This window comes from Mycobacterium sp. SMC-11, assembly GCF_046250095.1.
Classification (GTDB): Bacteria; Actinomycetota; Actinomycetes; order Mycobacteriales; family Mycobacteriaceae; genus Mycobacterium; species Mycobacterium heraklionense_A.
Map to the genome: position 1 here is coordinate 1,159,742 of NZ_CP176430.1, position 25,759 is coordinate 1,185,500.

The window sequence follows — 25,759 nt, forward strand, 5'->3', positions numbered from 1 at the left end:
ACCGTACGCTGGTTGCCATGCCGCAAACCGTCGACGTGGAGATCGCCTACAGTTCAGCCGCGCGGGTGGGCGGCGCCCCCGCCGGCAAGCGGGTGCTGCTGGCGGAGCCACGCGGGTACTGCGCGGGCGTGGACCGGGCGGTCGAGACCGTCGAGCGGGCCCTGGAGAAGCACGGCGCCCCGGTGTACGTGCGGCACGAGATCGTGCACAACAAGCACGTCGTGGACACCCTGACCAATAAGGGTGCGGTCTTCGTGGACGAGACCGATCAGGTGCCCGAAGGCGCGATCGTGGTGTTCTCCGCCCACGGCGTGGCCCCGACGGTGCATGAGACGGCCGCCGAACGCAGCCTGCGGGTGATCGACGCGACCTGCCCGTTGGTGACCAAGGTGCACAACGAAGCCAAGCGATTCGCCCGCGATGGGTACGACATCTTGCTGATCGGCCACGCCGGCCACGAAGAGGTCGTCGGGATCATCGGCGAGGCCCCCAACGACGTGCAGCTGGTCGACGGCTTAGATGCTGTAGCCGCCGTGACCGTCCGCGACGAGAACAAGATCGTGTGGCTGTCGCAGACCACGCTCAGCGTCGACGAGACCATGCAGACGGTGCTCAAGCTGCGTGAGCGCTTCCCGAACCTGCAGAATCCGCCCAGCGACGACATCTGCTACGCCACCCAGAACCGCCAGACCGCGGTCAAGGCGATGGCCCCCGAGTGCGAGCTGGTGATCGTGGTGGGCTCGCGGAACTCCTCGAACTCCTGCCGACTGGTCGAGGTGGCGCTGGGCGCCGGTGCCCGCGCTGCCCACCTGGTCGACTACGCCGACGACATCGACCCGGCGTGGCTGGCTCCGCAAGCAGGCGAGGTGCAGACCATCGGCGTCACCTCGGGTGCCTCGGTGCCCGAGATCCTGGTCCGTGGGGTGCTCGAGCGCCTTGCCGAGTACGGCTACGGCACGGTGTACCCGGTGGCCACCGCCAACGAGACCTTGGTGTTCGCCTTGCCTCGCGAGATCCGGCCGGATCGCCGCTAGCGTCGATCGCAAGCGCGGCGTCAGCCGGGCGCTGCGGGTCGGCGCCATCGGGCGGCGTCGATCGCAAGCGCGGCGTCAGCCGGGCGCTGGGGGCACCTCCCGCTTGCGGGGGACTGGTCGGCGCCATCGGCTCCGGAAATGTCAGCAGTCAATCCGTTGTTTTGGGGCTCTCGAACGCATCGACGTTGGCCAGGGCGATCCGCGTACTTGTCTCGTGATTGGAAAGGGGCCGCATGTGGTCCCACCCCTCGATCACCAGCGTCGGACTGTCGTCCTGGCCGCTGAACTCCTCCAGGAAATATCGAAGGGTCTCACTCGTCGTGTGATCGACGAGGGGCACGCGCCAGCTCAGGTGTAGTTGCACCGTCTGTGTGTCCGGCGGAAACTGCCCCAACTCCCGAATTACGTGGAACAGGTTGAAACACACCAGGGAACCGTCCAGATACAGGTGGTAGGCACCCTCATCGAAATCCCTATGCGACACGGGATTGCGGAAGAGACTGAGCAAGCGGCTGACCAGACTCGAATTGGCGGAATCCGAGCGGTTGCGCAGCGTGTGCCAAAGGCTCTCCAACCACAGATTCAGCACCAATTTCACGGCGACGCCGGCGAGAAGGCCGACGAGCAGATCCGTCGTCAACGTCACGAGCAAGGTGACCGCGAAGACGACGAACTGCTCCGCACCGACCCGTGCAACATTGAGCCAAACCGCGGGCTTACACAGTTTGTAGCCGATGAACACCAGGACGGCGGCCAACACCGTCAAAGGGACCATGTTGATCAGGTTGCTGAACAGCAGCACGAAAATCAGTAGGAAGCAGGCGTTGTAAAAGTTGGCCCACTGGGTCCGGCCGCCGCCCAGAATATTGGCGGTGCTCTTGATCATGCCGGGGATGATGGTCAATCCACCGAGCGCGCTGGAGGCGACGTTAGACGCGCCCATGGCCTGAAGGGTCCGATCCGGGTCCGAGCGGCGGCGAAAGGGATCGATTTTGTCCACGGCCGCGATCGTGGCCAGTGACTCGGCCCCGTCGATCAAGACCAGGGTGACGACCAGGTAGGCCAGCGCCAGCCAAAGTTCGGGATGGGCGAACACGGTTCCGAACTGAGGCATGACAACCCCGTCCATTACCGAATCGGGGACGTTGATCAGGTAGTGCCTGTCCAATTTCAGGATGAATACGCTGGCGAGCGTGCCGGCGAAGAACACCCAGACCGGAGGCGGCATCACTTTCAGCATTCGCCCGGGCATCGCCGTCAGCACGAAAAGCCCCGCCAGGCAACCGATCCCCAGGACGAAGACCTGAACGTTCATCGACCCGACATGGCGGGGAACTTCGGCCAGAATCGCCCAGAATTCGCGGGCCCCGAACGGCACACCCATAAACAGCGGGATCTGCTTGGCGATGATCATCAGGCCGATCGCGGCCAGCATGCCCTGAATGGCCGCCGCCGGGAAGATGGCGCTCAGGCGGGCCACCTTGAACCTGGCAAGGATCAACTGCACCACGCCCGCGATGGCGATGGCAACCAGAACCAGGGGATATCCCACCGCAAGCAACTCGGATTCCGAGGCGCCCTCGCCCAGGCGGATCTGTCCCAACGTGATCATGCCGGCGAATAGGACCGGCGCCAGTCCCGCCGCCGGGCCGCTGATGGTCACATACGAGCCGCCCAAAAACGGCAGGACAAAACCGGCGATGATCGCCGACACAATCCCGCAGATTGGCGGCGCTCCCGAGGTGATGGCGATTCCCATCGAGAACGGCAGCGAGATCATGGCCACCGTGAAACCCGACCGCAGATCGTAGCGCCAATGTTTGAGACCGGCCAGGCCATTGCGCGGCTTTTCGGTAGGAACGGTCAGATTCTGGGGCATGGATCAGCTCTCCGGCGGCGGCTTAAAGAGTGGGGGTAAAGCGCTGCCGAAATACGCGCAGCGTCAACCCGAATTCATGACGGGAGGACGGCAATACGGGGGCGGGGGCGGACAAATCGCATGATAGCCGTTACCTCAAAATTCGCCACTTGGACGGCAGTCACCGGAAAATCCGTCCTGCAGTAACGCCGAACTGTCGGGTTGATACGACGACCGACCCCAACCCGGCCCGCACCGGCGCCAGCTTGAGGGTCATCATGGTGTCCCGTGCCGAATACATCGGTTGACATGCGCAGATCCCGCCTGTGGCCCTCGGTCAACCCAGCGGTTGCAGGCCGTCAGCGCCCGTTTGAGCACGTTCATTCCGGACTTGGGCGCGGGGCGCGGCCGCAATATCGCATTCACAGCAAGTTGGCAGCTAAGTTCACAGCAAGTGAGCAGTTTTGGTGTTCGAGACATCGGAATGGGCTTTTCTCAAGGCGCCGGTATAGCTGCGCGAGCCAGTTTCAGTTGGGTGTCGATGGCTCATCCCGGCCCAGTAGGAATTTTTGGTCGTTTCAACACCTCTGCAGCCCCCGTTTCATCGGTGGCTCGAGGCTTAAGTGCCGCGGCTTAAGTCACCTGGGCTAGACGTCGTACTCCCAGGAGTCGACTTCATTGCGCGGTGGACGGGAGCCGGCCCGGGGCGCCGCGTCGGCCTCGTCGGCTCCTGACCTGCGGTAGCGCACCTGGGAAACGGGGTGGCGAGTGCCGGTTCCGTTGCCGCGGCCCTCGGCGCCCGTCGGAGCCGGTCGGCGCCGGGGCATCGATTCGGGTGCATCGGAGGGGCGGTAGCTGCGCGGATGCGGATCCCGATTAGTCCTCGAATGTGGGTCAGCTGAGCGCGACCCGTCCTGGGGCGGCCGCGGACGCCGCCGCGGCTCGTCTTGCCAGTCGGGCGCCGGACGCCGGCGGGGCTGGCGCTCGTCGTGGGCCTCGGGAGCGGGGCGTCGCCGCCGCTGCATGGGCTCGTCGCGTCCCTCGGCGGCCGGACGGCGACGCGGGCGTGGGTGGTCTGCGGCGCGGGCGGCGTCGATGTCCGGCCGGACGTGCCGGGAACGCGTCGGCGCCGAGCCGTTGGCCGCGGCGCGGCGCTCGGTGGAGCGGGTCCGGGATCGGGACCCAGAACCCTGGCGCGCGGCCCGGCGGGCCTCCGCGGTGGCGCGACGGGGACGCTGGCCCGGGCGCTCCTCGCGGGAAGCCGGCTTCTCGATGGCGTGCGCGGGGTTGCGGGTGAGGGCGGCGGTGAGCATGGCGCCGATACGGTCGCTGAGTGTGGCCGGTTTCGGGGTGGCGTCGTCTTCGGTATCGCGGGCTTCGCGCTTGGCGGTTCCGCCCAGCATCCCGAGATACCAGCGGACCATTCCGATCAGCAGCACGGCCGCGGCCGTGAACAGCATCAGCGGGAATCGTTCGATCAGGGGATAGCCGCAGTTGATGACGATGGCCTTGAGGCCGGGGAACCCGCCGCCGCGCAGCATCCAGTACGCGCCGGGCACGCTCACGAACAGGATCAACGGGGGTTGGACCACCGTCGTGAACACCGCCGATTGCTGCACCATGAGCACCGCGGCGATGCAGCCCATCGCGTAGAGGGCGGAGAAGACGATGGTCAGTTCTTTGTCGCCGGAGCCGGCGTCGAACGCCACTCCGATCGCGGTCGCGACCACCGCCACCGCCACGGCACTCCACCACGGCAAACCGGCGATGCTCGGCAAGATCGAACGGTGGTCAGCGGCCACTGCCGACTTCTCCCGCGCTACTGCCACACACTGACGGTACCGGCTGGCGGCGGCGGGGGCGCACGGCGGCACGCCCCGGGCCTTAGACTTGGCTACCCGTGAGCCTGAGTCTCGGAATCGTGGGGTTGCCCAACGTTGGTAAGTCGACCCTGTTCAACGCGCTGACACACAACGATGTGTTGGCCGCCAACTACCCGTTCGCGACGATCGAGCCGAACGAGGGCGTGGTGCCACTGCCCGACCCCCGGCTGACCAAGCTGGCCGAGATCTTCGGTTCCGAGCGGATCCTGCCGGCTCCGGTGACGTTCGTCGACATCGCCGGCATCGTCAAGGGCGCCTCGGAGGGGGCCGGCCTGGGCAACAAGTTCCTGGCCAACATCCGCGAGTGCGACGCCATCTGCCAGGTGGTGCGGGTGTTCGCCGACGACGACGTGGTGCACGTCGACGGCAAGGTGGACCCCGAGGCCGACATCGAGGTGATCGCCACCGAGCTGATCCTGGCCGATATGCAGACCCTGGAGAAGGCGGTCCCGCGGCTGGAGAAAGAAGCCCGCAACAACAAGGACCGCAAGCCCATGCACGAGGCCGCGGTGGCCGCCGCGGCGATCCTCGACACCGGCAAGACCCTGTTCGCCGCCGGCGTGGACACCGCCCCCTTACGCGAGCTGAACCTGCTGACCACCAAGCCGTTCCTGTATGTGTTCAACGCCGACGAGTCGGTGCTCACCGATGCCGCGCGGGTCGCCGCGCTGCGCGAGCTGGTGGCCCCGGCCGACGCGGTGTTCCTCGACGCCAAGATCGAAGCCGAACTCGCCGAGCTTGATGACGAGTCGGCGATGGAGCTGCTGGAATCGATCGGTCAGAGTGAGCGCGGCCTGGATGCGTTGGCGCGGGCCGGTTTTCACACCCTGAAGTTGCAGACCTATCTGACCGCCGGGCCCAAGGAAGCGCGGGCCTGGACCATCCACCAGGGCGACACCGCGCCCAAGGCGGCCGGGGTGATTCACACCGATTTCGAGAAGGGCTTCATCAAGGCCGAGGTGGTCTCCTACGACGACCTGGTCGAGGCCGGCTCGATGGCCGCCGCCAAGTCCGCCGGCAAGGTGCGCATGGAGGGCAAGGACTACGTCATGGCCGACGGGGACGTGGTGGAGTTCCGGTTCAATGTCTGATCAGTTGCCACCGTGTCCGGAGTGCGGTGAGGCGTTCACCTACGAGCAGGGCGCGCTCCTGGTGTGCCCGATGTGCGGTCACGAATGGTCGGTCGATCAGGCATCTGACAGTGAGTCGGCCCGGGAGGCCGGTGGCGAGATCAAAGACTCCGTGGGCAATCCGCTCGCCGACGGCGACACCGTCACCGTCGTTAAGACCGTCAAGGTCAAGGGTGGCGGAGGCGGTGTCATCAAGGCCGGGACGAAGGTCCGGGGAATCAGGCTCATCTCCGACGGCGTCGGCGATCACGACATCGACGCAAACGTTCCAGGGTTCGGTCGCATGCAGCTCAAGTCGAGTGTGGTGAAAAAGGTCGTCTGACGACGGAAACTCGTTAGGCCAAAATGCACGTTTGCGACGCCAGGGCGGGGCGGCGCGCACATCGTTTTCCTGGGGACCATCCGCTGGTGTCGACCCGCGTGGTAATCCGCTACCGACGGGACGCGGGCCATAAATGATGTCGTACAGCGACATTTTCTGATGGAGCTCCGGTTCAACGTGTAGGCAACAGCCTCAGGAGTAGCCCTTTCAACTGGACAGGTGTCCAGCTATCGTGACCACCACGGTCTTTATCGACTTGAGTGGGATGAGGCTGAGATGAGCAAGGTTCCGAGCCGTCAGGCACGTTTGGCACATGCGTCCAAGCACGCAGATTTGTGGAATGCGGGAAAGAAGGACGAGTGGGTGGCGTCGTGGCGCACAATCTGCCCGGGCGAGGTTCGCATGTTCGATCCGGTGGGGACCGAGGAGAAGCACGGCTTCGCCGCCGCCACCTCTGACGCCTTCGACATGTTCCAATCGATGCTCAAGATCAAGATGATCACCGCCCAGGTCAACGGGAATGAGATGGCCTGGGTGTGCGAGAACCGCTTCGGCAAGGAGCCGAATGTAGCGGTTGCACTCAGCATCGAGACCTTCGCCTGGGACGACGACGGCAACTTGCTGATCAAGACGTACTATCCGATGCCGGAATCCGTTGGGGCCGAAGCAGACCCGTATGCTCACCTGTTGGAGGGGCAGCAGTCGTCGCATTGGTCGACGGCGACGTGGTGGAGTTCCGTTTTTCAAGCAACGTCTGTCGGCAAGGCTGGGGAATTGGTGCAGTTCAAGCACCGCGTCATACCGAAAATGATGCCGTGCAGAACTGGCATATGGCGACGGCCTGGAGTCCCTGTTCCACGCAAGGTCTGGTCTGGGTTACAAACGATATAGAGCAGACGCACCAATAACCTGACTACTCAATGAGTAGTCACCTCGCGCGTTAAATCATTGAAACATCGCGTGCGCGACGGGCCGGTAGGCGGTTAGCTGTCGGTAACTGCGGACAGAGGGGGCGCCGGATGGCTGCGCAAAAGCCGCGATTGCGGCCGGTCTCGAATGATCCGGCCCGAGTCGAATACCGAACTGTGCACGGATATCGCCGGGCGTATCGGCTGGCCGGGGACGGGCCGCCGCTGTTGTTGATCCACGGGATCGGAGACAATTCGTCGACATGGGCGCCGCTGATTCCGCTGCTGGCGCAGAAGTACACGGTGATCGCCCCGGATCTGCTCGGTCACGGGCTCTCGGATCAGCCGCGCGCTGACTACTCCGTCGCCGCGTTCGCCAACGGTATGCGAGATCTGCTGTCGGTCTTGAATTTTGACCAGGTGACGGTCATCGGGCACTCCTTGGGTGGCGGGGTGGCGATGCAGTTCTGCTACCAGTACCCACAGATGGTTGAGCGGCTGGTGTTGGTGGCCGCCGGCGGTGTGAAGCGCGAGGTCAACCCCGCGCTGCGGCTGGCGTCGCTGCCGGCCGCACCGCAGGCGCTGGCCGCACTTTCAGTGCCAGGATTGCAGACAGCGCTTCGGATGGTTCGAGGGCGGATCGACAAGGTGAACCTGCCGGCGCTTCTGGTCGATCTGCCCGAGATCCTGCGGGTGCTAGGTGATTTGAGTTCGCCGAAAAAGCGGGCGGCGTTCGTGCGGACGCTGCGCGCCGTGGTGGATTGGCGCGGGCAGATGGTCACCATGCTCGACCGCAGTTATCTCACCGAACGGCTCCCGATCATGATCGTCTGGGGCACCCACGATCTGGTGCTGCCGTATTCGCACGCCAAGCTGGCACACGCCGCCATGCCGCATTCGCGGCTGGAAACCTTCGTCGATTCCGGTCATTTCCCGTTCCGTGACGACCCGCTGCGGTTCGCTGACCTCGTCGACGACTTCATAACCAACACGGTGCCGCTGGATTTCGACCTGGAACGGTGGCGTCGGCTGCTCACCGACGGAGCGGCCGACCCAGGGGCGGCGGATCCGGACAAGGAGTTGCTGCGCGCGTTGACGGACAGCCGCAGCGCCACCTGACCCCACGGATTCCGTGCCAGCGGATTCCGGTTGAACCTTTAAACGTCTACGAGCAAGAGTGGATTTCGGCGGCTGCTCGTTCTCTACTATCTGAGCATGCAGACCCTTCTGTTCGCGCTGGGCCTGGTCCTCTTCTTGCTCGGTCTTGTGACAGGGCTAGCGGTCCCGGCGGTGCGGAATCCGCGGATGGGGCTGGCCAGCCACCTGCAAGGCATGACGAACGGCCCGTTCCTCATCGTCATCGGTCTGCTGTGGCCACATGTTGATCTGGCGCACGTTTGGCAGGTCGTCGCCGTGGCCCTGCTGGCGTACGGAACATATGCAAACTGGTTGGCGACGCAACTGGCAGCGATATGGGGTGCAGGTCGGAAGTTCGCGCCGGGCGCGGCAGGCGACCATGTGGCATCTGCGGCAAAGGAAGCCCTGGTCAACTTCCTGCTGGTGTCGCTGGCTCCCGCCATGATCGTCGCCAGCACTCTCCTCATTGTCGGCGTATTGCGGTGACAGAAGAGCTTGCGCGTCAATGGGATGTGGTCCGCGATGTCGTGCGACGCTACACCGGTCCGCTCGCCGTATTGCGTGATGACTGCACCGGCGCCTACTTCGACCAGTACACCGAACGCCTTGCAGGTAACCTCGACCGCGACCCTCGCGTCTGCGTGATGGCGGTCGACAGCGGTTTAGTCTTTTGGCTTCGCTCGTTGCTGACAGGACGCTTCCGCAAGGCCATCGGTGTCCGCCTCTACGGAACCGCCGGTCCCCGTCGTGACACCAAAGAGAAGTCGCCGACGTGTGTCTCGTCGGTGACCTCACCGCGACGGCGATAGGGGAGGCTCGTCCTCATGTCGGTGGTTGAGGTGATCTATCTGGTGGCGGCGATGCTGTGGATTGTCATTGTGGTGGCCGCCGCGTGCATCGGAGGCCACTACATGGTGAAACTTCGTGCCAGGCGGCGCCGCGTGACCGGGCTGATCGACACCGTGCGGCTGCCCATCGAGCGAATCATCGGCCCGTACCGGGCACTGGCGGCCGGCGGTGCAGCCGTTCTTCAGCGGGTGGTCAGCGGAATCGGTGTCGTCGGGAGCGTCGCTCAGTTGATGATTACGTCGAGCCCGTCAGCGCGCAGCGCGGCAAGCCGATCACGCCACTCCTGAAGCGCTTCGGGCGTCAGTCGCGGCCAGTCGTCGATCTCTTCAACGACCCGAAGCGGTTCACTGCTGCGGTAGGAACGGGTCGGATTGCCGGGGAACTTCTTGTCGGTGACGTTCGGATCGTTCTCGAACGCACCGGTCGGTTCGACCCGATACACGCGCGGCGTGCCGTCGCCGGCGGCGAGTTCGGCGGCCAGCCCGGCACCGTCGCGCAGGGCGGTGAAATAGATGTGGTTCATGACGATTTCGGGCCGGTAGTTGGACCGGAAGCCCGCGAGCAGTAGGTCGCCAACCGCCAGCTCGGCTTTGGTGCCGTGGAAGAACGGGCCTTCGTCATCGATCGAGTCCATCGGTTAAAGGGTAGCGATTCCCGGCGGACTGCCGTTTTCCCCGTGACGGAGCGGCGCGGGGCATACGCTCGCACGATGATCTATCGCTGGTTGGTACGCAGGCAGGCTGCGGCTGGGTGGCAACGACTGTCCGAGCAGCGGTTCGACGAAACTCCACTCGCCGATGACATGCACTTTGTCTTCCTCGGCGACCATGAATTGGCCGCCGACCTTCGCGGGGCCGAGACGGTACGCAATTGGCTGCGCGATCAGCTGCTGGCCCGGCTGCCGGACCTGCGGTTCGTGGTCGACGAGACCGTGGTTGAAGGCGGGCCCTGGTCGACCCGTGTGGCGACCCGCTACCACACCGAACAAGACGGCCGGCTCGTCTATCGCGGCGTCTACTTCGGGCGCGTGGTGTGGGGCAAAGTCGTTGAGGAGATCATTCTTCCTGATACCAAAGCGCTTTCGGCCGCGCTTGCCCGGTAGCCTGTAGTCGGTGCGGATTCGAGAGAGCGTCGGTCCGGCCGAATATCCCCGGCTGGTGGCGATCTGGCGTAGCGCCGTCGATGCGACACACCACTTTCTGGCAGAAGCCGACCGCGCGGACATCGAGAGCCAACTGGCCGACGCCTACTTCCCGAGTGTTCGTCTCACCGTCGCTGAGATCGACGGTGAGCCGGTGGGTTTCGCCGGCACGGCGGGGGAGAGCCTGGAGATGTTGTTCGTCCACGCCGATGCGCGTGGTCACGGGGTCGGTAGCGCACTTCTGGAGCACGCGATCGCCGAGCAGGGAATCCGCTTGGTCGACGTCAACGAGCAGAACGAGCAGGCCGTCAGGTTCTACGTGCGGCGCGGGTTCGTCGCCACGGGCCGCAGCGAGCTTGACGATGCGGGTCGGCCATACCCGTTGCTGCACATGGAGGCACTGCTCGCACCGGTCCTGAGCTATCTGGACGAGTGTCGGCCGGGAGATCTGGTCGGGGCGTATCTCTACGGGTCGGCGGCAACCGCCGGGCTGCGGCCGGACAGCGATGTCGATCTGCTGGTTCTCACGCGCACCCCGCTGTCGGAGTCCGAGCGGGCGTCGCTGGTGTCCATGCTGCTGAGTGTGTCGGGGTGGCGCGGGCACGCCGCCCAATTTCCCGGGGTCGCCGACCGCCGGCCGCTGGAACTGACCAGCCTCGTCGTGGCCGACGTTGCTCCATTGCCGCAGACGCCCCGCCGCGATTTCCAATTCGGCGAATGGCTGCGCGCGGAGCTGCTGGGCGGCCAGATGCCGGCTGCGGTTTCCGATCCCGATGTGGTCGTGCTGCTGGCCACCGCGCAGAGCGCTCACCGGGTGCTGCGCGGCCAGCCTCTCGACGCTCTCGTCGCCCCGGTACCGCCCGAGCTTCTGCGCCAGGCCCAGCTCGCATTGCTGCCCGAGCTCCTGAACGACCCGGCGGGCGAGGAACGATTCTTCTTGCTGACCCTGGCCCGCATCCTGGTCACGATCGAGACCGGGCAGATTGTTCCCAAGGACGTTGCCGCGCAACGTGTCGCACCGAGACTGACGGGACAAGATCGTGCGCTGCTGGAGCTTGCCGGGCAGGACTACCTCGGGCTCGCCCACGTGAACTGGGGCGACCACTACGAGCACGTCGTGGCGCTGGTTCCAACACTGGTCGGGCTGATCCGACAGGCCGCCGACATCGCGTCCAGTGGCTGAAACCGGGAAGCCCGATCACGCTGATCGAAACCAGCGTGAAGTGACGGCTACCAGATGACGGCGAGCCCCGCGGCCGTCAGGGCCAGGGCGCCTGCGGCGTAGAACAGCGCGCGAGGGGCTTCCCCGCCAGACTTGCGCTGCCGGGCCCGTCCGATGCCCAGCACGGCACCGAGGGCGATCAGGATCACCAGCTTGATCTCGATCTTGGGGTAATTGAGCACCACGCCGGCAGGCCAGGGCGCGGCCAGCGCCAGTCCGGTCAGCAACGACAGCACGACGCCGTAGTCCATCACCGGGGTGAGCTGGAAGCGCCGTGCCGCGGCTTCGGCGATCAAAGCACCGAACGTCACCGCGAATCCGACGATGTGCAGCAGAACTATTACGTGCCGTAGTACCTCCACGTCGCTCAGGCTAGCCCCTGGCGGCGGCAAATGGTATTCCTTCCGACGACCCGATGGTCGCGTCGTTCGCCGAGCTGTCGGCGGGTCTCTACCCTTACCGGCATGACTTCTTCGACAACTCGCCTGGCCGCCGTCGTCGCCGCCACCAGTGACCCGGCTGCCGCCGACCCCGCCGGCTCCCAGGTCGTGTTCCGTGCCTCGGCCGTCGCGCACGACGCGGTGGCCAGCACCATCACCATGGGCCGCTACAGCGTTGAGGTCGACGAACCGCCGGCGCTCGGCGGTGAGAACACCGCCCCCAACCCGGTCGAGTACTACTTGGGATCGCTGCTGTCCTGCCAGGTGGTCACCTGGCGGTACTGGGCCGAGAAGCTCGGTATCGCGGTCGACGAGATCACCGGCCGCGCCGAGGGAGACCTCGACGTACGCGGGTTCTTCGGCCTCGACGACTCGGTGCGCCCCGGCTTCAAAGAGGTGCGGGTGGTCGTCACCGTGACCGGCCCGGAAACCGAAGAGCGGTACCGGGAACTGCACGAGGTGGTCGAAAAGCACTGCCCGGTATTGGATTTGACCACTAACGTCACTCCGGTGCGCAGCACGCTGGAAATCGGGTAGCGGCGATGATCTTCATCGTCGTCAAGTTCGCGGTCAAGCCGGAGTGGGCCGAGCGCTGGCCGCAGCTGGTGGCCGACTTCACCGCGGCTACCCGCGCCGAGCCGGGCAACCTGTGGTTCGACTGGTCGCGCAGCCTGGAGGACCCGAACGAGTATGTGCTCGTCGAGGCTTTCCGCGACGGCGAGGCCGGCGGCGCGCACGTCAACAGCGACCACTTCAAGCAGGCCATGGCCGACATGCCGCAGGCGCTGGTGTCGACGCCGAAGATCATCAGCCAGCAGATCGACGCGACGGACTGGTCGGTGATGGGTGAGCTGACCGTCTAGCGATTTGGGCGCGATAACTCCCGCTGAGCGGGCGAAACCGCGCCGAAATCGCAGTTAGCGCACCACGACGATCTCCCGGCCCAGCTGATAACCGGGGGTCAACGGCAGGATGTCGCCGCTCCAGAACGACCCGGGGTCGAACCAGTTCGAATTCTTGTCGGTCGACAGCAGCCCCATCTCCTCGTAGGTGATGGCCACCGTCTCGGCGCAATAGGCGGTCTGCAATGCGACTTTGCTGTTGCGGGCCTTGCGTCGCTGGCTGATCTCATGGACTTTGCGGTCCAGAAAAGGGATGCCGCGGGTCCAGTCGCTGGCCGTGGGCAGCCGGCCCCGCAGCCACCGGCCCGTCAGCCGCGCGGTGGTGGGAAACGCGGTTCCGTCCATCCGCGCGATCGCCTGCAGCAGGTGGTTCTCCTGCTTGCGGGTGATGGTCCCGCTGAGCTGGCGAAACCAGCAGCGCTGCTCGTAGCGGCCCATCCACTGTTCGACGGCGGCCCGGGCGTCGTTGAGCTGCACGCCACGGTGATTGGTGCCGGTCCAGAAGTCATGCAGCTTGTCCCCGAGCTCGGCATGCCAGATCAGCGGCGGCAGGTCATCAAGGGCCACCGTCATCCCGACGTGGTTCACCGGAGAGTTGGACAGCGTTTGGATGGCGCGGTCTGGGCCGGAACGGCCCCGGAACAGCCAGATGTCGCCGGTACGCGTTTCAGCCAGCGCCCGCTCCAAGGTCACGGTGTGTTCGTCCACGCTCAGCACCATAAAGTGTGAGCGTGCGCAGCATCTGGAAATGGATCGGCCTGGCGGGCGTGGTCGGGGTTGCCGCCGGGGGAGTGCTGGTGGTGCGAGACCAGCGGCGGCGACGGGCCTACACACCCGAGGAGATCCGCGCGCGGCTGCACGAGCGGCTGGCCGAGGCCGGCGGCGAGGAGTAGCGCCCGTCAGTCCGTGGTGACGTCGACGGCATAGAGGCGGTGCGTGCCGGCGAAGCCCTTCAACTCGGCGTCGCGGCCGGCGCCGACGGCGATGTCGTCGCATTCCTTGACGGCGTCCCGTACCGGTCCGCTGATCAGGATCTGGCCGCCCTCGGCGGCCGCGGCCACCCGAGCGGCCATCGCCACGTTCCGTCCGAACAGGTCGTCACCGCGGCGCACCGAGCGGCCCATGTGCACCCCGATTCGGACCCGGATCGGGTGCTGCGGTTTGCGCCCGCGTCGCGAAGCCAGCGCGTGCTGGATGGCGATGGCGCAGCGCACCGCTTGATCAGGTTGGGCGAAGGCGATCATGAAGCCGTCGCCTTGGCTCTTGACTACATGCCCGGAGTGCTGCGTCACCAGACGTTGCACCATCTCGTCGTGCCGGGCGATCAGCTTCACCCAGGCGCGATCGCCGATCCTCTCGTTGAGCGCGGTGGACCCCTCGATGTCGGTGAACAGCACCACCACATGCCCGTTGGGGGTCAGGCGGGCCAGATCGGGCCGTTCTACCTCCGCCCAGTCCGCGAGGTCTTCGATCGAACTGCGCACGGCGGCACCAAACCCCTGCTTGCGCACCAGGTTCGCGGTCTGCCACACCGTCTTGACGGCCTCACGTCCGCCGGCCAGCAACAGGTTGCGGGTGTCGACCCGACCGCGCAGCGCCTCGATCTCGGCTTGAGTCGTCCGCAACTGTCGGGTCAACACCGCCAGGGCGACGGCCTCGGTGAGCGCCACCGCTGCCAGCACACCGGCCGCCAGCAGCGTCGGCGTCAGCCATCCGATCCCGAACATTCAGCCGGACACGAACTCGACGACGGCCGCGCTGAAGGCGTCGTTGTCGTCGCCGGCCGCGGTGTGCCCGGCGTCGGACAACTCGACCAGGCGCGCGCCGGGGACCTTGGACAGGAAGTCCGCGACACCCTCGGCGCTGACCACGTCGGACAGCTTGCCGCGGATCAGCAGGATCGGGATCTGCAGCCCCATGGCGGCGGCCTCGATCTTCTCGGTGCGCAGCGCAGGATCGTCGCCGGGTTTGGTCATCAGCGCCGGATCCCAGTGCCAGTACCAGCGGCCGTCGCGGAACCGCAGATTCTTCTTCAGCCCCTCGGGGCTGCGGGGCTTGGCCCGGTGCGGCAGGTAGGCGGCCACTGCGTCGGCGGCCTGCTCCAGCGAGTCGAAGCCGTCGATGTGGCTGAACATGAAGTCGCGGATCCGGGCGCTGCCGTCCTTCTCGTACCGCGGCACCACGTCGACCAACACCAGCTTGGTGACCCGCTGCGGCCCGGCCTCATCGGCCACGAGAATGCCGGTCAGTCCGCCCATGCTGGCCCCGATCAGGGCCACCGGCCGGCCGATCGCGTCGATCACGGCGACGGCGTCGGCGGTGAGCGTCTCGATGGCGTAGTCGGCGTGGGGTGCGCGGTCGCTGTCGCCGTGGCCGCGGGTGTCGAGGGCGACGACGTGGTAGCCGCGGTCGGCCAGGATCTGGCCGGTCTTGTGCCAGGAGTGCCGATTCTGTCCACCGCCGTGCAGCATCACGATCGTCGGATGCTCGGCGGCTTCGGTGGCGCCCCGGTTCCACTCGTCGGCGACCAGCGTTACTCCGCCGACGCCGTCGTACTGGACGGTCTGGGCTGTGCGCATCTCAAGATGGTAGATAGTTTGGACGACAGGGCGGACTAAAACGCCTGCTTGGCCCGGTCTGGGGGTATGTGATGACTGAACCGCGGTGGATCGACGTGTCTACGCCCGGGGTCGCGCTCAAGGCACTGAGTTGGGGGACACCGGGTGACCCGGTGGCGTTGTGCCTGCACGGGTTTCCCGACACCGCCTACGGATGGCGTCGGTTGGCGCCGCAGTTGGTCGCGGCCGGTTGGCATGTGGTGGCGCCGTTCATGCGGGGCTACGCGCCGTCGTCGATTCCCTCGGACGGCAGCTACCACATCGGCGCTCTGATGGACGACGCACTGCGTGTGCACGCCGCCGTCGGCGCGACCGGTCGCGACGTGGTGATCGGTCATGACTGGGGCGCGATGGCCGCCACGGGCCTGGCCGCGTTGCCCGACAGCCCGTTCACCAAGGCGGTGATCATGTCGGTGCCGCCGCCGGCGTCGCTGCGCGCGGTCCGCGGAAAAGACCGGCTCACCCTGGCCGGCTACCTGCCGGCGCAACTGCTGCGCAGCTGGTACATCAGCTACTTCCAACTGCCGTGGCTGCCCGACCGATCCGCCTCCTGGGTGCTGCCACTGTTGTGGCGGCGCTGGTCGCCCGGGTATGCCGCCGAGGAAGATCTGCGGCACGTCGACGCGGCCATCGGAACCCCGGAGGGCTGGCGTGCCGCGCTCGGTCCGTACCGGGCGCTACGCAGCCTGCGGGCCCCCGATCCCTACGCCGAGCTGCACCGGCACTGGCTGCAGCTCCCACGCCTGCAGACCCTGTACCTGCATGGGCGCACCGATGGCTGCATGTCGCCGGGGTTCACACAGTGGGTGCAGCCGGCGTTGCCTGCGGGCAGTGCGGTGGCCGTCGTCGAGAACGCCGGCCACTTCCTGCAACTCGAGCAGCCCGACGAGGTCGCCGATCGGGTGCTGCCCTTTCTGTCCCGATGAGCAGGGTTTGATGTGATGCGCGGGCGTCCGATGACGGCGATCGACGCGCAGTTCTACTGGATGTCCGCGAAGATCCCCAGCGACCAGTTTCTGCTGTACGCCTTCGCCGGGGTGCCTGCCGATCTCGACGACGCGATCGCCGAGGTGCTCGACCGAGCCCGAATGATCCCGGACCTTTCCATCCGGATCGCCGATGCCGGCGCATTGCGCTACCCGCGGTGGGTGCCGTTCACCGAGCCCCGCGAGGCGGTAGCCGCGATCCGGGCCCCCGGTGACAGTTGGGCTGGTTGCCTGGATGCGGTCGCGCGCCTGACCGACGACCAGCTCGACGTGCGGGTGGCGCCCTGGCGGTTGCACGTGTTCGCGCCGGTGCACGACATTCCCGGGCACCGCGGCGCGGGCACGGTGGTGGTGCTGCAGGTGGCGCATGCCCTCGCCGACGGCGGGCGGGCTTCCGCGCTGGCCGCCTGGCTGTTCGGCCGGGCCGCGCCGGTTCCCCGGGTGACGAAACCGGGCCGGGGCTTCCTGCCGTGGCGCGCGGTTGTCGCGGCGCGCACCCACCGCCGCCGAGTCGATGACACGGCGGCGGGACTCTTGCCGCCCCCAGTGCGCGACCGTCCGGTGTTGGCCACCAATAACCGGCCGGCCGGCGGCCGAACAGTACGCACCCTGGTGCGGCAGCGCAGGGAACTGAGCGGGCCGACCGTGACCGTGGCAGTGCTGTCGGCGGTGTCGGCGGCGCTGTCGGAGTATCTCGATGAACCCTGCGATGAACTGGGCGCCGAAGTACCGATGGCCAAAGCCGGTGAGCGCCAGGCCCACAACCACTTCGGCAATATTCCGGTCGGGCTGTACCCGCGCCTGGGCCATGATTCACGTTGCGAGCGGATCGCCGTCGACATCGCCGGGGGCAGGCTTCGCGGCCGACACCCGGCTTCGGCGGCGGCCGATCGGGCCTTCGCCGCGACGCCCGCGGCGCTGCTGCGCTGGGGCGTAGCCAATTTCGACCCCGACGTCCGGCCGGAGCGGGTTACGGGCAACACCGTGGTCTCTAGCGTGCACCGCGGCGCCGCGGATCTGCGCTTCGGTGCGGTGCCGGTACTGCTGACTGCAGGGTTCCCGGCACTGTCCCCGGCGATGGGACTGACCCACGGTGTGCACGGCATCGGAGACACCGTGGTGGTGAGCGTGCATTCCGCCGAGTCGGCGGTCGAGGATATCGAGGTATATCTGCGATTGCTGGACGCCGCGTTGTAGTTTGAGCAGATGGTCACTGCTGCTGATGTCGCATTGCTGCTCCTGCGCCTGGTTCTCGGTCTGACCATGGCGGCGCACGGGTTCAACAAGTTCTTCGGTGGAGGACGAATCCCCGGCACGGCGGGATGGTTCGAAAGCATCGGTATGAAGTACGGCAAGTTCCAGGCGGTGACGGCGGCCACCGCCGAGATCGCCGCCGGACTGGGGCTTGCGGTGGGGTTGCTGACCCCGATCGCCGCCGCCGGATTCGTGGCCCTGATGGCGGTGGCGGTGTGGACCGTGCACCGCACGAACGGCTTCTTCGTGCTGACCAACGGCTGGGAGTACAACCTGGTGCTGGCCACCGGCGCCGTCGTGGTGGCGATGCTCGGGCCCGGCTATCTCAGCGCCGACCACCAGATCTTCTGCCACTGCTGGAAGAACGGCTGGCCGGGGCTGTGGATCTCGCTTGGCCTCGGGCTGGCGGGCGCCATCGGTCAGCTGGCACTGTTCTACCGACCGGGCGGAACCAACGCGACCGGCGAGTAGGGCAGTCCGCTGCCGGCGTTCTCGTCGACGACCACCCGCCGGCCCAGATAGGGGAATGCGCGCTGCGGGCACGCCTCGCGTTCGCAGATCTTGCAACCCGCTCCGATCGGCACCACCGTGGCGGCGTCACCCAGGGCGACGCCGGTGGAGTACACCAGCTTGTCGGCATGCGCCAGGTCGCAACCCAAGCCGACGGCGAAGGTCTTGTGCTGGCCTAGATAGCCGCGCCCCTCGGGCGGCGTGGTGGTGGCGATCCAGAAGTACTTGCGGCCATCGGGCATCTGCGCCACCTGGGTGACGATTCGGCCCGGTTGACTGAACGCGTCGTGCACCACCCACAGCGGACAGCTGCCACCGACTCGGCTGAAGTGAAACGCGGTGGCGGACTGGCGCTTCGAGATGTTTCCCGCCTTGTCGGTACGCACGAAGATGAACGGCACCCCGCGACGTCCGGGCTGCTGCAGGGTCGACAGGCGATGGCACACCGTCTCGAAGCCGACCTCGAAGCGGCGTCCCAACAGATCGATGTCGTAGCGCAGATCGGTGGCGGAACGCTGAAACTGCCGATACGGCAATAGGAACGCGCCGGCGAAGTAGTTGGCCAGCCCGATCTTGGCCACCCCGCGGGACTCCGGACTCAACGACTGGTCTTGCGCCACGATCTCCGACATCAGCTCCTGCTGGGTCAGCAGTGCCAGTTGGGTGGCGATCTGGAAGGCCCGCTGGCCGGCCAGCAACCAATGCGCGATGCGCAGCACCCGCGTCGCCGGGTCGAAGACCCGTTTGGTTCCGGCGGGCAGGTCGTCGACGATCGCCACGGTGATGTCGAATCGTTCGGCCATCAGCGCCGACAGTTGAATATCCAAGCCGCCGAAGCGCATCCCGGTCTCGACGAACAGTCTCTCGGCGGCGTTGTCGAGTTCACCGATGTAGTTGTTGCGGTCGTAGAAGAAATCGCGGACCTCCTCGAACGGCATCGGCCGCGCCACAGTCTGCGCCGAGTCGCCCGAGATCTGTGACCGGTAGGACTCCAATTCCTCGGTGGCCCCGCGTAGTTGGCGGTGCATGGTCAGCAGGCTGTTGCCGATGTCGGGCATGCGCGCGACGAGTTCCTCGATCTGGCTGTCGCTGGCAGCGTGTTCGCCGGCCGTTGCGGTGAACATGTCACGCAGGTCGGCCACCATCCGGGCGTCGGCGTCCCCGGAGAAGTACTGCGCGGGCAGGCTGAACCGGTCGGTGAGCGCCAGCAGCACCGGCACGGTGATCGGCCGCTGGTCGTTCTCGAGCTGGTTGACGTAGCTGGTCGACAGGTTCAGCGCGCGTGCCAGGGCCACCTGGGTCAGGCCACGCTCCTCACGCAGGCGTCGCAGCCGGGCCCCGGCGAACGTCCGGGTGGTGGTGGGAGCCATGGGGTGAGCGTAACCCGTCGACCTATTCGCAAAGTTTGCAATAACGGCCGAACTAGGACGCATTAATACGCATTTTCCATGCATACCGGGGTTTACCTGCCGTGCGTAGGGTGTGGAATATGCAGCTACACGACGTGAAGACCCGCCGCAGTGCCGATGACTTTCCTCGCTCCGAGCACCTCGCCTGGAAGATCGCGCAAGTGGCCGCCGATCCGGTGGCGGTTCCCGACGACACCGCGGCAATGGTGATCAACCGGATCATCGACAACGCCGCCGTCAGCGCGGCCTCGGTGCTGCGCCGGCCGGTGACCGTAGCCCGTCGCCAGGCCCTGGCGCATCCTTCGAACCCGGGAGCCACGGTCTTCGGTGTCGACGGCAGCTACTCGGCCGAGTGGGCCGCCTGGGCCAACGGCACCGCGGTGCGCGAACTGGACTTCCACGACACCTTCCTGGCCGCGGAGTACTCGCACCCCGGCGACAACATCCCCCCGCTGGTAGCGGTCGCCCAGCAGCTCGGGCTCTCCGGTGCCGACCTGATCCGCGGCCTGGCCACGGCGTACGAGATCCAGGTCGACCTGGTGAAGGGCATCTGCCTGCATGAGCACAAGATCGACCACGTCGCGCACCTCGGACCGTCGGTGGCCGCGGGGATCGGCACCATGCTGCGGCTGGACCCCGAGGTGATCTACCAGGCGGTCGGCCAGGCGCTGCACCTGACCACCGCGACTCGCCAATCCCGCAAGGGCTTGATCTCCAGCTGGAAGGCCTACGCGCCGGCCTGGGCCGGCAAGGTCGGCATCGAGGCCGTGGACCGGGCGATGCGCGGCGAAGGTGCTCCGGCCCCGATCTGGGAGGGCGAAGACGGTGTCATCGCCTGGATGCTGTCGGGCAAAGACCACACCTATCAGGTGCCGCTGCCCGGCCCCGGCGAGCCCAAGCGCGCCATCTTGGACACCTACACCAAGGAGTACTCCGCGGAGTACCAGAGCCAGGCGCTGATCGACCTGGCCAAGAGGCTCCGGGAGCGCATCGGCGACCTGAGCCAGGTGGCCACCATCAAGCTGCACACCAGCCACCACACCCACTACGTGATCGGCACCGGCTCGGGCGACCCGCAGAAGTTCGACCCGGATGCCTCGCGGGAAACCCTGGACCACTCGGTGATGTACATCTTCGCCGTCGCGTTGGAAGACGGCAGCTGGCACCACGTGCGGTCGTACTCCCCGGAGCGTGCCCACCGTCCCGACACCATCGCGTTGTGGCACAAGATCTCCACCGTCGAGGACCCGGAGTGGACCCGGCGTTATCACTCGAGCGATCCGAATGAGAAGGCCTTCGGTGCCCGCGCCGAGGTGACGATGGCCAGCGGGGAAGTGATCACCGACGAGCTTGCGATCGCCGACGCACACCCGCTGGGAGCCCGGCCGTTCGAGCGTAAGCAGTACATCGGCAAGTTCACCGAACTCGCCGAGGGCATCGTGACCACCGCCGAGCAGGAGCGGTTCCTGGCTGCCGCGGAAGGCCTAGGGGGGTTGGCGGGCTCCGAACTGCGCGGGCTGAACATCGTGGTCGAGCCCGCGGTACTGGACCAGGCGCCGGCGACTCCCGACGGGATCTTCCGGTGAGTGGGCTGCTCGGGGCTGCCGCGGCCCCGTCGGACAAGCGGGCGGCGTTTCGCTCGGGCCTGAATTCCGGGCAGTTGCAACGGTTCCCGGGTGCGTTCTCGCCGCTGGTCGCCAAGCTGGTGGCCGAGATCGGATTCGAGGGCGTCTACGTTTCCGGTGCGGCGCTCTCGGCCGACCTGGGGCTGCCGGACATCGGGCTGACCACGCTGACCGAGGTGGCCGGGCGCGGCGCCCAGATCGCGGCCGCCACCAGCCTGCCGACCTTGATCGACGCCGACACCGGCTTCGGTGAGCCGATGAGTGCTGCCCGCACCATCGCGGTGCTCGAAGACGCCGGGCTGGCCGGGTGCCACCTCGAAGACCAGGTCAACCCCAAGCGGTGCGGACACCTCGACGGCAAGGCCGTGGTGCCCGCAAGCGAGATGGTCAAACGGCTGCGGGCCGCGGTCACCGCGCGCCGGGACCCGAACTTCGTCATCTGTGCCCGCACCGATGCCGCCGGCATCGAAGGGCTTCCCGCCGCGATCGATCGCGCGAAGGCCTACGCAGACGCCGGAGCCGACCTGATCTTCACCGAAGCACTACGCGGGCCGGCTGACTTCGAACATTTCCGCGCTGCAGTCGACGTGCCGCTGCTGGCCAACATGACCGAGTTCGGCAAATCGGAGCTGCTGACCGCCGCGCAACTGTCCGACCTCGGCTACAACGCAGTGATCTATCCGGTCACCACGCTGCGGCTGGCGATGTTCGCCGTCGAAGTAGGACTGCGCGAGATCGACACGGCCGGAACGCAATCCGGGCTGCTGGGCCAGATGCAGCACCGCAGTCGGCTCTACGAGCTGCTGCGCTACGCCGAGTACAACCAGTTCGACGACGACATCTTCAACTTCACCATTCAAGGAGGCAGACGGTGACCACCGCGGACATTCACAAGGGACTCGCCGGCGTCGTCGTCGACACCACCGCCATCTCCAAAGTGGTGCCGGAGACCAACTCGCTGACCTACCGCGGCTACCCGGTACAGGACCTGGCCGCCAACTGCAGCTTTGAGCAGGTCGCGTACCTGCTCTGGCACGGTGAGCTGCCGACCGACGCCGAGCTGGCGTTGTTCTGCCAGCGGGAGCGGGCCGCCCGACGGGTGGACCGGTCGCTGCTGTCGCTGGTGGAAAAGCTCCCGGAGAACTGCCATCCGATGGACGTGGTGCGCACCGCGATCAGCTACCTGGGCGCCGAGGACGCGGAAGAGGACGACCCTAGCGAGTCGGCGAACTTCGCCAAGGCGCTGCGGATGTTCGCGGTGCTGCCGACCATCGTCGCCGCCGACATGCGCCGCCGCCGGGGCCTGGCGCCGATCGCACCGCACAGCCACCTCGGCTACTCCGAGAACTTCCTGCGGATGTGCTTCGGCGAGGTGCCTGACCCGGTGATCGTGGAGGCCTTCGAGAAATCCATGACGCTCTACGCCGAGCACAGCTTCAACGCGTCCACCTTCGCCGCACGGGTGGTCACCTCCACCCAGTCCGACATCTACAGTGCTGTCACCGCGGCCATCGGCGCGCTCAAGGGCTCGCTGCACGGCGGGGCCAACGAGGCGGTCATGCACGACATGATCGAGATCGGTGAACCAGAGAAGGCCGCAGAGTGGCTGCACGGCAAGCTGTCTCGCAAGGACAAGGTGATGGGGTTCGGTCACCGGGTGTACAAGCACGGCGACTCGCGGGTGCCGACCATGAAGGCGGCACTGGAGCAAGTCGCGGCCGCGCGCGACGGCCAGCGCTGGTTGGACATCTACCGCATCCTGGAGGCCGAGATGTTCGCCGCCACCGCGATCTTGCCCAACCTGGACTTCCCGACCGGGCCGGCCTACTACCTGATGGGCTTCGACATCCCGATGTTCACCCCGCTGTTCGTGATGAGCCGAATCACCGGATGGACCGCGCACATCATCGAACAGACCGCGTCCAACGCGCTGATCCGTCCGCTGAGTGCCTATTCGGGAAGCCCGCAGCGCGTCCTCGGCGCGGTCTGAGGTTCGGCCGGCGGGCTACCATCCGGGAATGTCGCAACTGTTCCCCGATTACCGCCCGCTCTGGGAGACCGACCAGCACCGCGAACTGCGCAAGCACGCCGCGGAGTTCCTGCGCAAGGAGGCCACCCCGCACCAGGAGCGCTGGGCCGCCCAACATGGGGTGGACCGCGAATTCTGGAACAAGGCCGGTGACGCCGGGTTGCTGGGGCTGGATCTGCCCGAGGAGTTCGGCGGAGCCGGCGGCGACTACGCCATGCACGCGGTGGTCCAGGAAGAACTCGTCTACGCCCATGACCAGGGCTTCGGCTTCTCGGTGCATTCGCCGATCGTGGCGCACTACCTCTACGCCTACGGCAACGACGAGCAGCGCAAGCGCTGGCTGCCCAAGGTCATCAGCGGCGAGGCCGTGCTGGCGATCGCGATGACCGAGCCGGGCACCGGCTCGGATCTGCAGTCGGTGCGCACCACCGCGGTGCGCGACGGCGACCACTACGTCATCAACGGCTCGAAGACGTTCATCTCCAACGGGACCCACTGCGATCTGCTGGTAATCGTCGCCAAGACCGACCCGTCCCAGGGGGCGGCCGGGGTGTCGCTGATCGTCGCCGAGACCAACGGATTGGCCGGTTTCGAACGCGGCCGGGTGCTGCAGAAGATCGGCCAGCACGGCCAGGACACCCGCGAGCTGTTCTTCACCGATATGCGGGTTCCGGTCGCCAACCTGCTCGGGGAGAAGGAAGGTCTGGGCTTCTACCAGCTGATGGACCAGCTGGCCCGGGAGCGGCTGATCATCGGGACGCTGTGCGCGGCGCTGGCCGAGGCGGCCGTGCTGGAAGCCATCCGTTACTCCAAGGAACGTGAGGCGTTCGGCCGGCCCATCGGCAACTTTCAGCACACCAAATTCGTGCTGGCCGAATGCAAGACGGACACGCTCGCGATCAAGACCCTGGTCGACTATGCGATCAGCCAGTACGTCGGAGGCAAAAACGACCCGATGACCGCGTCGATGGCCAAGCTGTTCGCCGCCGAGAAATCCGATCAGATCGTCGACAAGTGCCTGCAGATCTTCGGCGGCTACGGCTACATGGCCGAATACCCGATCGCCAACATGTACACCGGTTCGCGGGTGAACCGGATCTACGGCGGCACCAGCGAGATCATGAAAGAGATCATCAGCCGGTCGCTGTGAGCTCCAGGCGCTCGAGTCGGCGCACCAGCAGGCTGGGCAGCCATCGGCCGGCCTCGGCGACGCCGAACTGCGATGTGCGTGCCAGCAGCTCGCCGATCACGATCCTGGCCTCCAGCCGTGCCAGGGCGGCGCCGACGCAGAAGTGCGCGCCTTTTCCGAAGGCCAGGTGGCTTTGCGGCGGGCGGTCTAAGCGAAATTCGTTCGGCTCGCCGTAGCGCGACGGGTCCCGGTTGGCCGCGCCCCACAGCAACAGCAGCCGGGATCCAGCCGGCACGGTCACCCCGCCGAGGCTGGTGTCGCGGCGGACGTGGCGGTAGTGGCCGCGGAACGGCGACTCGCACCGCAACACCTCTTCGAGGAAGGGGCCCAACAGCTCCGGTGACTCACGGATCCGACGCTGGATCTCCGGGCGCGTTGCCAACGTCCAAGCAGCGGACCCGATCAGCGATGCCGTCGATTCACCGCCGGCGCTGAACAGGGTGATCATCATGACCTGGGCGGTGAGGGTGTCGAGTGCGCCGGTGGCGCAGGCGGTGGCCAGATCGCCGAGCAGGTTGTCGCGGGGATCGAGCGCAGCCCGCGCGAAGTGGTCGTTGATGTAGCCCGCGAGCTCCATCACGGCGACCCCCGCGCTGGCGAGCTGGTCGGCGTCGACCAGCCCCTCCACCACTTGGGTGCCGGCGTAGCCCCATGCCGTCAGCTGATCCACGTCCTCGTCGGGCACACCGATCAGCCGTGCCACGATCATCATCGGCAGCCGGTTGGCGACGGCGCTCATCCACTCGATGTGTCCGTCGCGGACCCCGTCTTGCCATAGCTGGTCCATCGTCTCGGAGATGAAGGGCTCCAGCGCGCGAATGCGTTTGGCCGCCAGTTGCGGTACCAGCATCTTGCGGTGCGCGGCGTGCGCCGGGTCGTCGGCGGTGGCCAGCACATGGGTGGGGTCGCCGAGTCCGGGCATCGGGAACGTGGCCACCGTGCCGTCGGGTTGATAGAGCATCGTCCCGGTCAGGTTTGAGGAGAAGTCCTCCGGCCGCGCGACGGCTTCGGTGACCGCATCCCAGCCGCACACCGCATAGAACCCCGAGTCGCCGACCGGATGGACGGGCGCTTGCGCGAGCATCCGCGCATACAACGGGTACGGGTCTTGAATGCACGCGTCGTCGAACAGGCGCAGGCCGATCTGGTCTGTCTCCACTGGCATGGCTCTAGGCTGCTCAGGGCGTGCTACCTGCGTCAATGCGCTACGCAAAGTTGAAAGCCTCCGATGGACCCGAGCGCCGGGGATTGTCTCAGAGCGCGTCGCGGACCTGCAGACACGGTGAGAATTCCGCCTACTTTTGTCTCAGGCT

29 protein-coding genes are annotated in these 25,759 nt (G+C 66.6%); 20 read left to right on the forward strand and 9 right to left on the reverse strand.

The annotated features are described in order from the left end of the window. Positions 1 to 17 precede the first annotated feature (17 nt). Positions 18 to 1,034, forward strand: a complete 1,017-nt coding sequence (locus ACKY0X_RS05550; RefSeq protein WP_409428628.1) for a 4-hydroxy-3-methylbut-2-enyl diphosphate reductase — start codon at positions 18 to 20, stop codon at positions 1,032 to 1,034. Between the two features lie 148 nt (positions 1,035 to 1,182). Here ACKY0X_RS05550 and ACKY0X_RS05555 read toward each other — a convergent pair whose 3' ends face one another. Then, positions 1,183 to 2,913, reverse strand: a complete 1,731-nt coding sequence (locus ACKY0X_RS05555; protein WP_409428629.1) for a SulP family inorganic anion transporter — start codon at positions 2,911 to 2,913, stop codon at positions 1,183 to 1,185. A gap of 626 nt (positions 2,914 to 3,539) precedes the next feature. Further along, positions 3,540 to 4,721 (reverse strand): DUF6542 domain-containing protein, encoded by a 1,182-nt coding sequence (locus ACKY0X_RS05560; RefSeq protein WP_409428630.1) that lies wholly within the window; start codon positions 4,719 to 4,721, stop codon positions 3,540 to 3,542. A 71-nt stretch (positions 4,722 to 4,792) separates the two neighbouring features. Here ACKY0X_RS05560 and ychF point away from each other — a divergent pair, with 71 nt between their 5' ends. The 7 genes from ychF to ACKY0X_RS05595 all read left to right on the forward strand — a co-directional run bounded on the left by ychF (position 4,793) and on the right by ACKY0X_RS05595 (position 9,408). After that, positions 4,793 to 5,866, forward strand: a complete 1,074-nt coding sequence (gene ychF, locus ACKY0X_RS05565) for a redox-regulated ATPase YchF (protein ID WP_046283848.1) — start codon at positions 4,793 to 4,795, stop codon at positions 5,864 to 5,866. Further along, a complete protein-coding gene (locus ACKY0X_RS05570) occupies positions 5,859 to 6,227 on the forward strand; it encodes a zinc ribbon domain-containing protein YjdM (RefSeq protein WP_409428631.1) in 369 nt (122 codons plus the stop codon). The genes ychF and ACKY0X_RS05570 overlap by 8 nt, the downstream gene beginning before the upstream one ends. 276 nt (positions 6,228 to 6,503) lie before the next feature. Continuing rightward, on the forward strand, positions 6,504 to 7,118 hold the full coding sequence (locus tag ACKY0X_RS05575) for a hypothetical protein (RefSeq protein WP_409428632.1): 615 nt from the start codon (positions 6,504 to 6,506) through the stop codon (positions 7,116 to 7,118). A 128-nt stretch (positions 7,119 to 7,246) separates the two neighbouring features. After that, on the forward strand, positions 7,247 to 8,254 hold the full coding sequence (locus ACKY0X_RS05580) for an alpha/beta fold hydrolase (RefSeq protein WP_409428633.1): 1,008 nt from the start codon (positions 7,247 to 7,249) through the stop codon (positions 8,252 to 8,254). A gap of 96 nt (positions 8,255 to 8,350) precedes the next feature. Next, on the forward strand, positions 8,351 to 8,758 hold the full coding sequence (locus tag ACKY0X_RS05585; RefSeq protein ID WP_409428634.1) for a hydrogenase: 408 nt from the start codon (positions 8,351 to 8,353) through the stop codon (positions 8,756 to 8,758). Continuing rightward, positions 8,755 to 9,081: a hypothetical protein gene (locus tag ACKY0X_RS05590; RefSeq protein ID WP_409428635.1), complete on the forward strand. Its 327-nt coding sequence runs from the start codon at positions 8,755 to 8,757 to the stop codon at positions 9,079 to 9,081. Before ACKY0X_RS05585 ends, ACKY0X_RS05590 begins: the two co-directional genes overlap by 4 nt. 15 nt (positions 9,082 to 9,096) lie before the next feature. Then, the gene (locus ACKY0X_RS05595; RefSeq protein WP_409428636.1) at positions 9,097 to 9,408 is read left to right on the forward strand and encodes a hypothetical protein; all 312 of its coding nucleotides are present in this window, start codon (positions 9,097 to 9,099) and stop codon (positions 9,406 to 9,408) included. On the opposite strand, the gene arr is transcribed toward ACKY0X_RS05595, so the two are convergent. Then, positions 9,345 to 9,755, reverse strand: a complete 411-nt coding sequence (gene arr, locus ACKY0X_RS05600) for an NAD(+)--rifampin ADP-ribosyltransferase (protein ID WP_409428637.1) — start codon at positions 9,753 to 9,755, stop codon at positions 9,345 to 9,347. The genes ACKY0X_RS05595 and arr overlap by 64 nt on opposite strands. Positions 9,756 to 9,830: 75 nt before the next feature. Between arr and ACKY0X_RS05605 the strand changes: the two genes are divergently transcribed. Together ACKY0X_RS05605 and ACKY0X_RS05610 are read left to right on the forward strand one after the other, a co-directional pair. Beyond that, complete coding sequence (locus ACKY0X_RS05605) at positions 9,831 to 10,223, forward strand: nuclear transport factor 2 family protein (protein ID WP_409428638.1); 393 nt, start codon at positions 9,831 to 9,833, stop codon at positions 10,221 to 10,223. Positions 10,224 to 10,233: 10 nt separating this feature from the next. Beyond that, positions 10,234 to 11,445 carry an acetyltransferase gene (locus ACKY0X_RS05610; RefSeq protein WP_409428639.1) on the forward strand — a complete coding sequence of 404 codons (1,212 nt, stop codon included), beginning with the start codon at positions 10,234 to 10,236 and terminating at the stop codon, positions 11,443 to 11,445. Between the two features lie 47 nt (positions 11,446 to 11,492). On the opposite strand, the gene ACKY0X_RS05615 is transcribed toward ACKY0X_RS05610, so the two are convergent. Next, positions 11,493 to 11,846 carry a Fe-S protein gene (locus ACKY0X_RS05615; RefSeq protein ID WP_409428640.1) on the reverse strand — a complete coding sequence of 118 codons (354 nt, stop codon included), beginning with the start codon at positions 11,844 to 11,846 and terminating at the stop codon, positions 11,493 to 11,495. A 102-nt stretch (positions 11,847 to 11,948) separates the two neighbouring features. Here ACKY0X_RS05615 and ACKY0X_RS05620 point away from each other — a divergent pair, with 102 nt between their 5' ends. After that, positions 11,949 to 12,461 (forward strand): OsmC family protein, encoded by a 513-nt coding sequence (locus tag ACKY0X_RS05620; RefSeq protein ID WP_046283855.1) that lies wholly within the window; start codon positions 11,949 to 11,951, stop codon positions 12,459 to 12,461. Between the two features lie 5 nt (positions 12,462 to 12,466). After that, positions 12,467 to 12,787 carry a putative quinol monooxygenase gene (locus ACKY0X_RS05625; protein WP_409428641.1) on the forward strand — a complete coding sequence of 107 codons (321 nt, stop codon included), beginning with the start codon at positions 12,467 to 12,469 and terminating at the stop codon, positions 12,785 to 12,787. Positions 12,788 to 12,841: 54 nt separating this feature from the next. Here ACKY0X_RS05625 and ACKY0X_RS05630 read toward each other — a convergent pair whose 3' ends face one another. After that, complete coding sequence (locus ACKY0X_RS05630; RefSeq protein WP_192830881.1) at positions 12,842 to 13,546, reverse strand: guanylate cyclase; 705 nt, start codon at positions 13,544 to 13,546, stop codon at positions 12,842 to 12,844. An 11-nt stretch (positions 13,547 to 13,557) separates the two neighbouring features. Here ACKY0X_RS05630 and ACKY0X_RS05635 point away from each other — a divergent pair, with 11 nt between their 5' ends. Continuing rightward, positions 13,558 to 13,719, forward strand: a complete 162-nt coding sequence (locus tag ACKY0X_RS05635; RefSeq protein ID WP_105294524.1) for a hypothetical protein — start codon at positions 13,558 to 13,560, stop codon at positions 13,717 to 13,719. A 6-nt stretch (positions 13,720 to 13,725) separates the two neighbouring features. Here ACKY0X_RS05635 and ACKY0X_RS05640 read toward each other — a convergent pair whose 3' ends face one another. Together ACKY0X_RS05640 and ACKY0X_RS05645 are read right to left on the reverse strand one after the other, a co-directional pair. Further along, positions 13,726 to 14,553 carry an adenylate/guanylate cyclase domain-containing protein gene (locus tag ACKY0X_RS05640; RefSeq protein ID WP_409428642.1) on the reverse strand — a complete coding sequence of 276 codons (828 nt, stop codon included), beginning with the start codon at positions 14,551 to 14,553 and terminating at the stop codon, positions 13,726 to 13,728. Further along, positions 14,554 to 15,405 (reverse strand): alpha/beta fold hydrolase, encoded by an 852-nt coding sequence (locus tag ACKY0X_RS05645; RefSeq protein ID WP_409428643.1) that lies wholly within the window; start codon positions 15,403 to 15,405, stop codon positions 14,554 to 14,556. 71 nt (positions 15,406 to 15,476) lie between these two features. Between ACKY0X_RS05645 and ACKY0X_RS05650 the strand changes: the two genes are divergently transcribed. Genes ACKY0X_RS05650 through ACKY0X_RS05660 form a run of 3 tightly spaced genes read left to right on the forward strand, consistent with a single transcriptional unit; the run spans position 15,477 to position 18,155 of the window. Continuing rightward, on the forward strand, positions 15,477 to 16,370 hold the full coding sequence (locus tag ACKY0X_RS05650; RefSeq protein WP_409428644.1) for an alpha/beta fold hydrolase: 894 nt from the start codon (positions 15,477 to 15,479) through the stop codon (positions 16,368 to 16,370). A gap of 15 nt (positions 16,371 to 16,385) precedes the next feature. Then, complete coding sequence (locus ACKY0X_RS05655; protein WP_409428645.1) at positions 16,386 to 17,627, forward strand: DUF1298 domain-containing protein; 1,242 nt, start codon at positions 16,386 to 16,388, stop codon at positions 17,625 to 17,627. Positions 17,628 to 17,636: 9 nt separating this feature from the next. After that, positions 17,637 to 18,155 carry a DoxX family protein gene (locus tag ACKY0X_RS05660; protein WP_409428646.1) on the forward strand — a complete coding sequence of 173 codons (519 nt, stop codon included), beginning with the start codon at positions 17,637 to 17,639 and terminating at the stop codon, positions 18,153 to 18,155. Here the strand turns inward: ACKY0X_RS05660 and ACKY0X_RS05665 are convergent. Beyond that, positions 18,119 to 19,564, reverse strand: coding sequence for a short-chain fatty acyl-CoA regulator family protein (locus ACKY0X_RS05665; RefSeq protein WP_409428647.1), 1,446 nt, complete (start codon positions 19,562 to 19,564; stop codon positions 18,119 to 18,121). The two genes, ACKY0X_RS05660 and ACKY0X_RS05665, sit on opposite strands and share 37 nt — an antisense overlap. Before the next feature lie 119 nt (positions 19,565 to 19,683). Here ACKY0X_RS05665 and prpD point away from each other — a divergent pair, with 119 nt between their 5' ends. The 4 genes from prpD to ACKY0X_RS05685 are packed head-to-tail and all read left to right on the forward strand — an operon-like array spanning position 19,684 to position 24,407. Further along, positions 19,684 to 21,189 carry a 2-methylcitrate dehydratase PrpD gene (prpD, locus tag ACKY0X_RS05670; protein WP_409428648.1) on the forward strand — a complete coding sequence of 502 codons (1,506 nt, stop codon included), beginning with the start codon at positions 19,684 to 19,686 and terminating at the stop codon, positions 21,187 to 21,189. Next, positions 21,186 to 22,103, forward strand: coding sequence for a methylisocitrate lyase (prpB, locus tag ACKY0X_RS05675; protein ID WP_409428649.1), 918 nt, complete (start codon positions 21,186 to 21,188; stop codon positions 22,101 to 22,103). The genes prpD and prpB overlap by 4 nt, the downstream gene beginning before the upstream one ends. After that, positions 22,100 to 23,218, forward strand: a complete 1,119-nt coding sequence (locus tag ACKY0X_RS05680) for a bifunctional 2-methylcitrate synthase/citrate synthase (RefSeq protein ID WP_409428650.1) — start codon at positions 22,100 to 22,102, stop codon at positions 23,216 to 23,218. Before prpB ends, ACKY0X_RS05680 begins: the two co-directional genes overlap by 4 nt. 28 nt (positions 23,219 to 23,246) lie before the next feature. Then, complete coding sequence (locus tag ACKY0X_RS05685; protein WP_065039363.1) at positions 23,247 to 24,407, forward strand: acyl-CoA dehydrogenase family protein; 1,161 nt, start codon at positions 23,247 to 23,249, stop codon at positions 24,405 to 24,407. Here ACKY0X_RS05685 and ACKY0X_RS05690 read toward each other — a convergent pair. After that, positions 24,391 to 25,611 (reverse strand): cytochrome P450, encoded by a 1,221-nt coding sequence (locus tag ACKY0X_RS05690; RefSeq protein ID WP_409428651.1) that lies wholly within the window; start codon positions 25,609 to 25,611, stop codon positions 24,391 to 24,393. The two genes, ACKY0X_RS05685 and ACKY0X_RS05690, sit on opposite strands and share 17 nt — an antisense overlap. Positions 25,612 to 25,759: the final 148 nt, after the last annotated feature.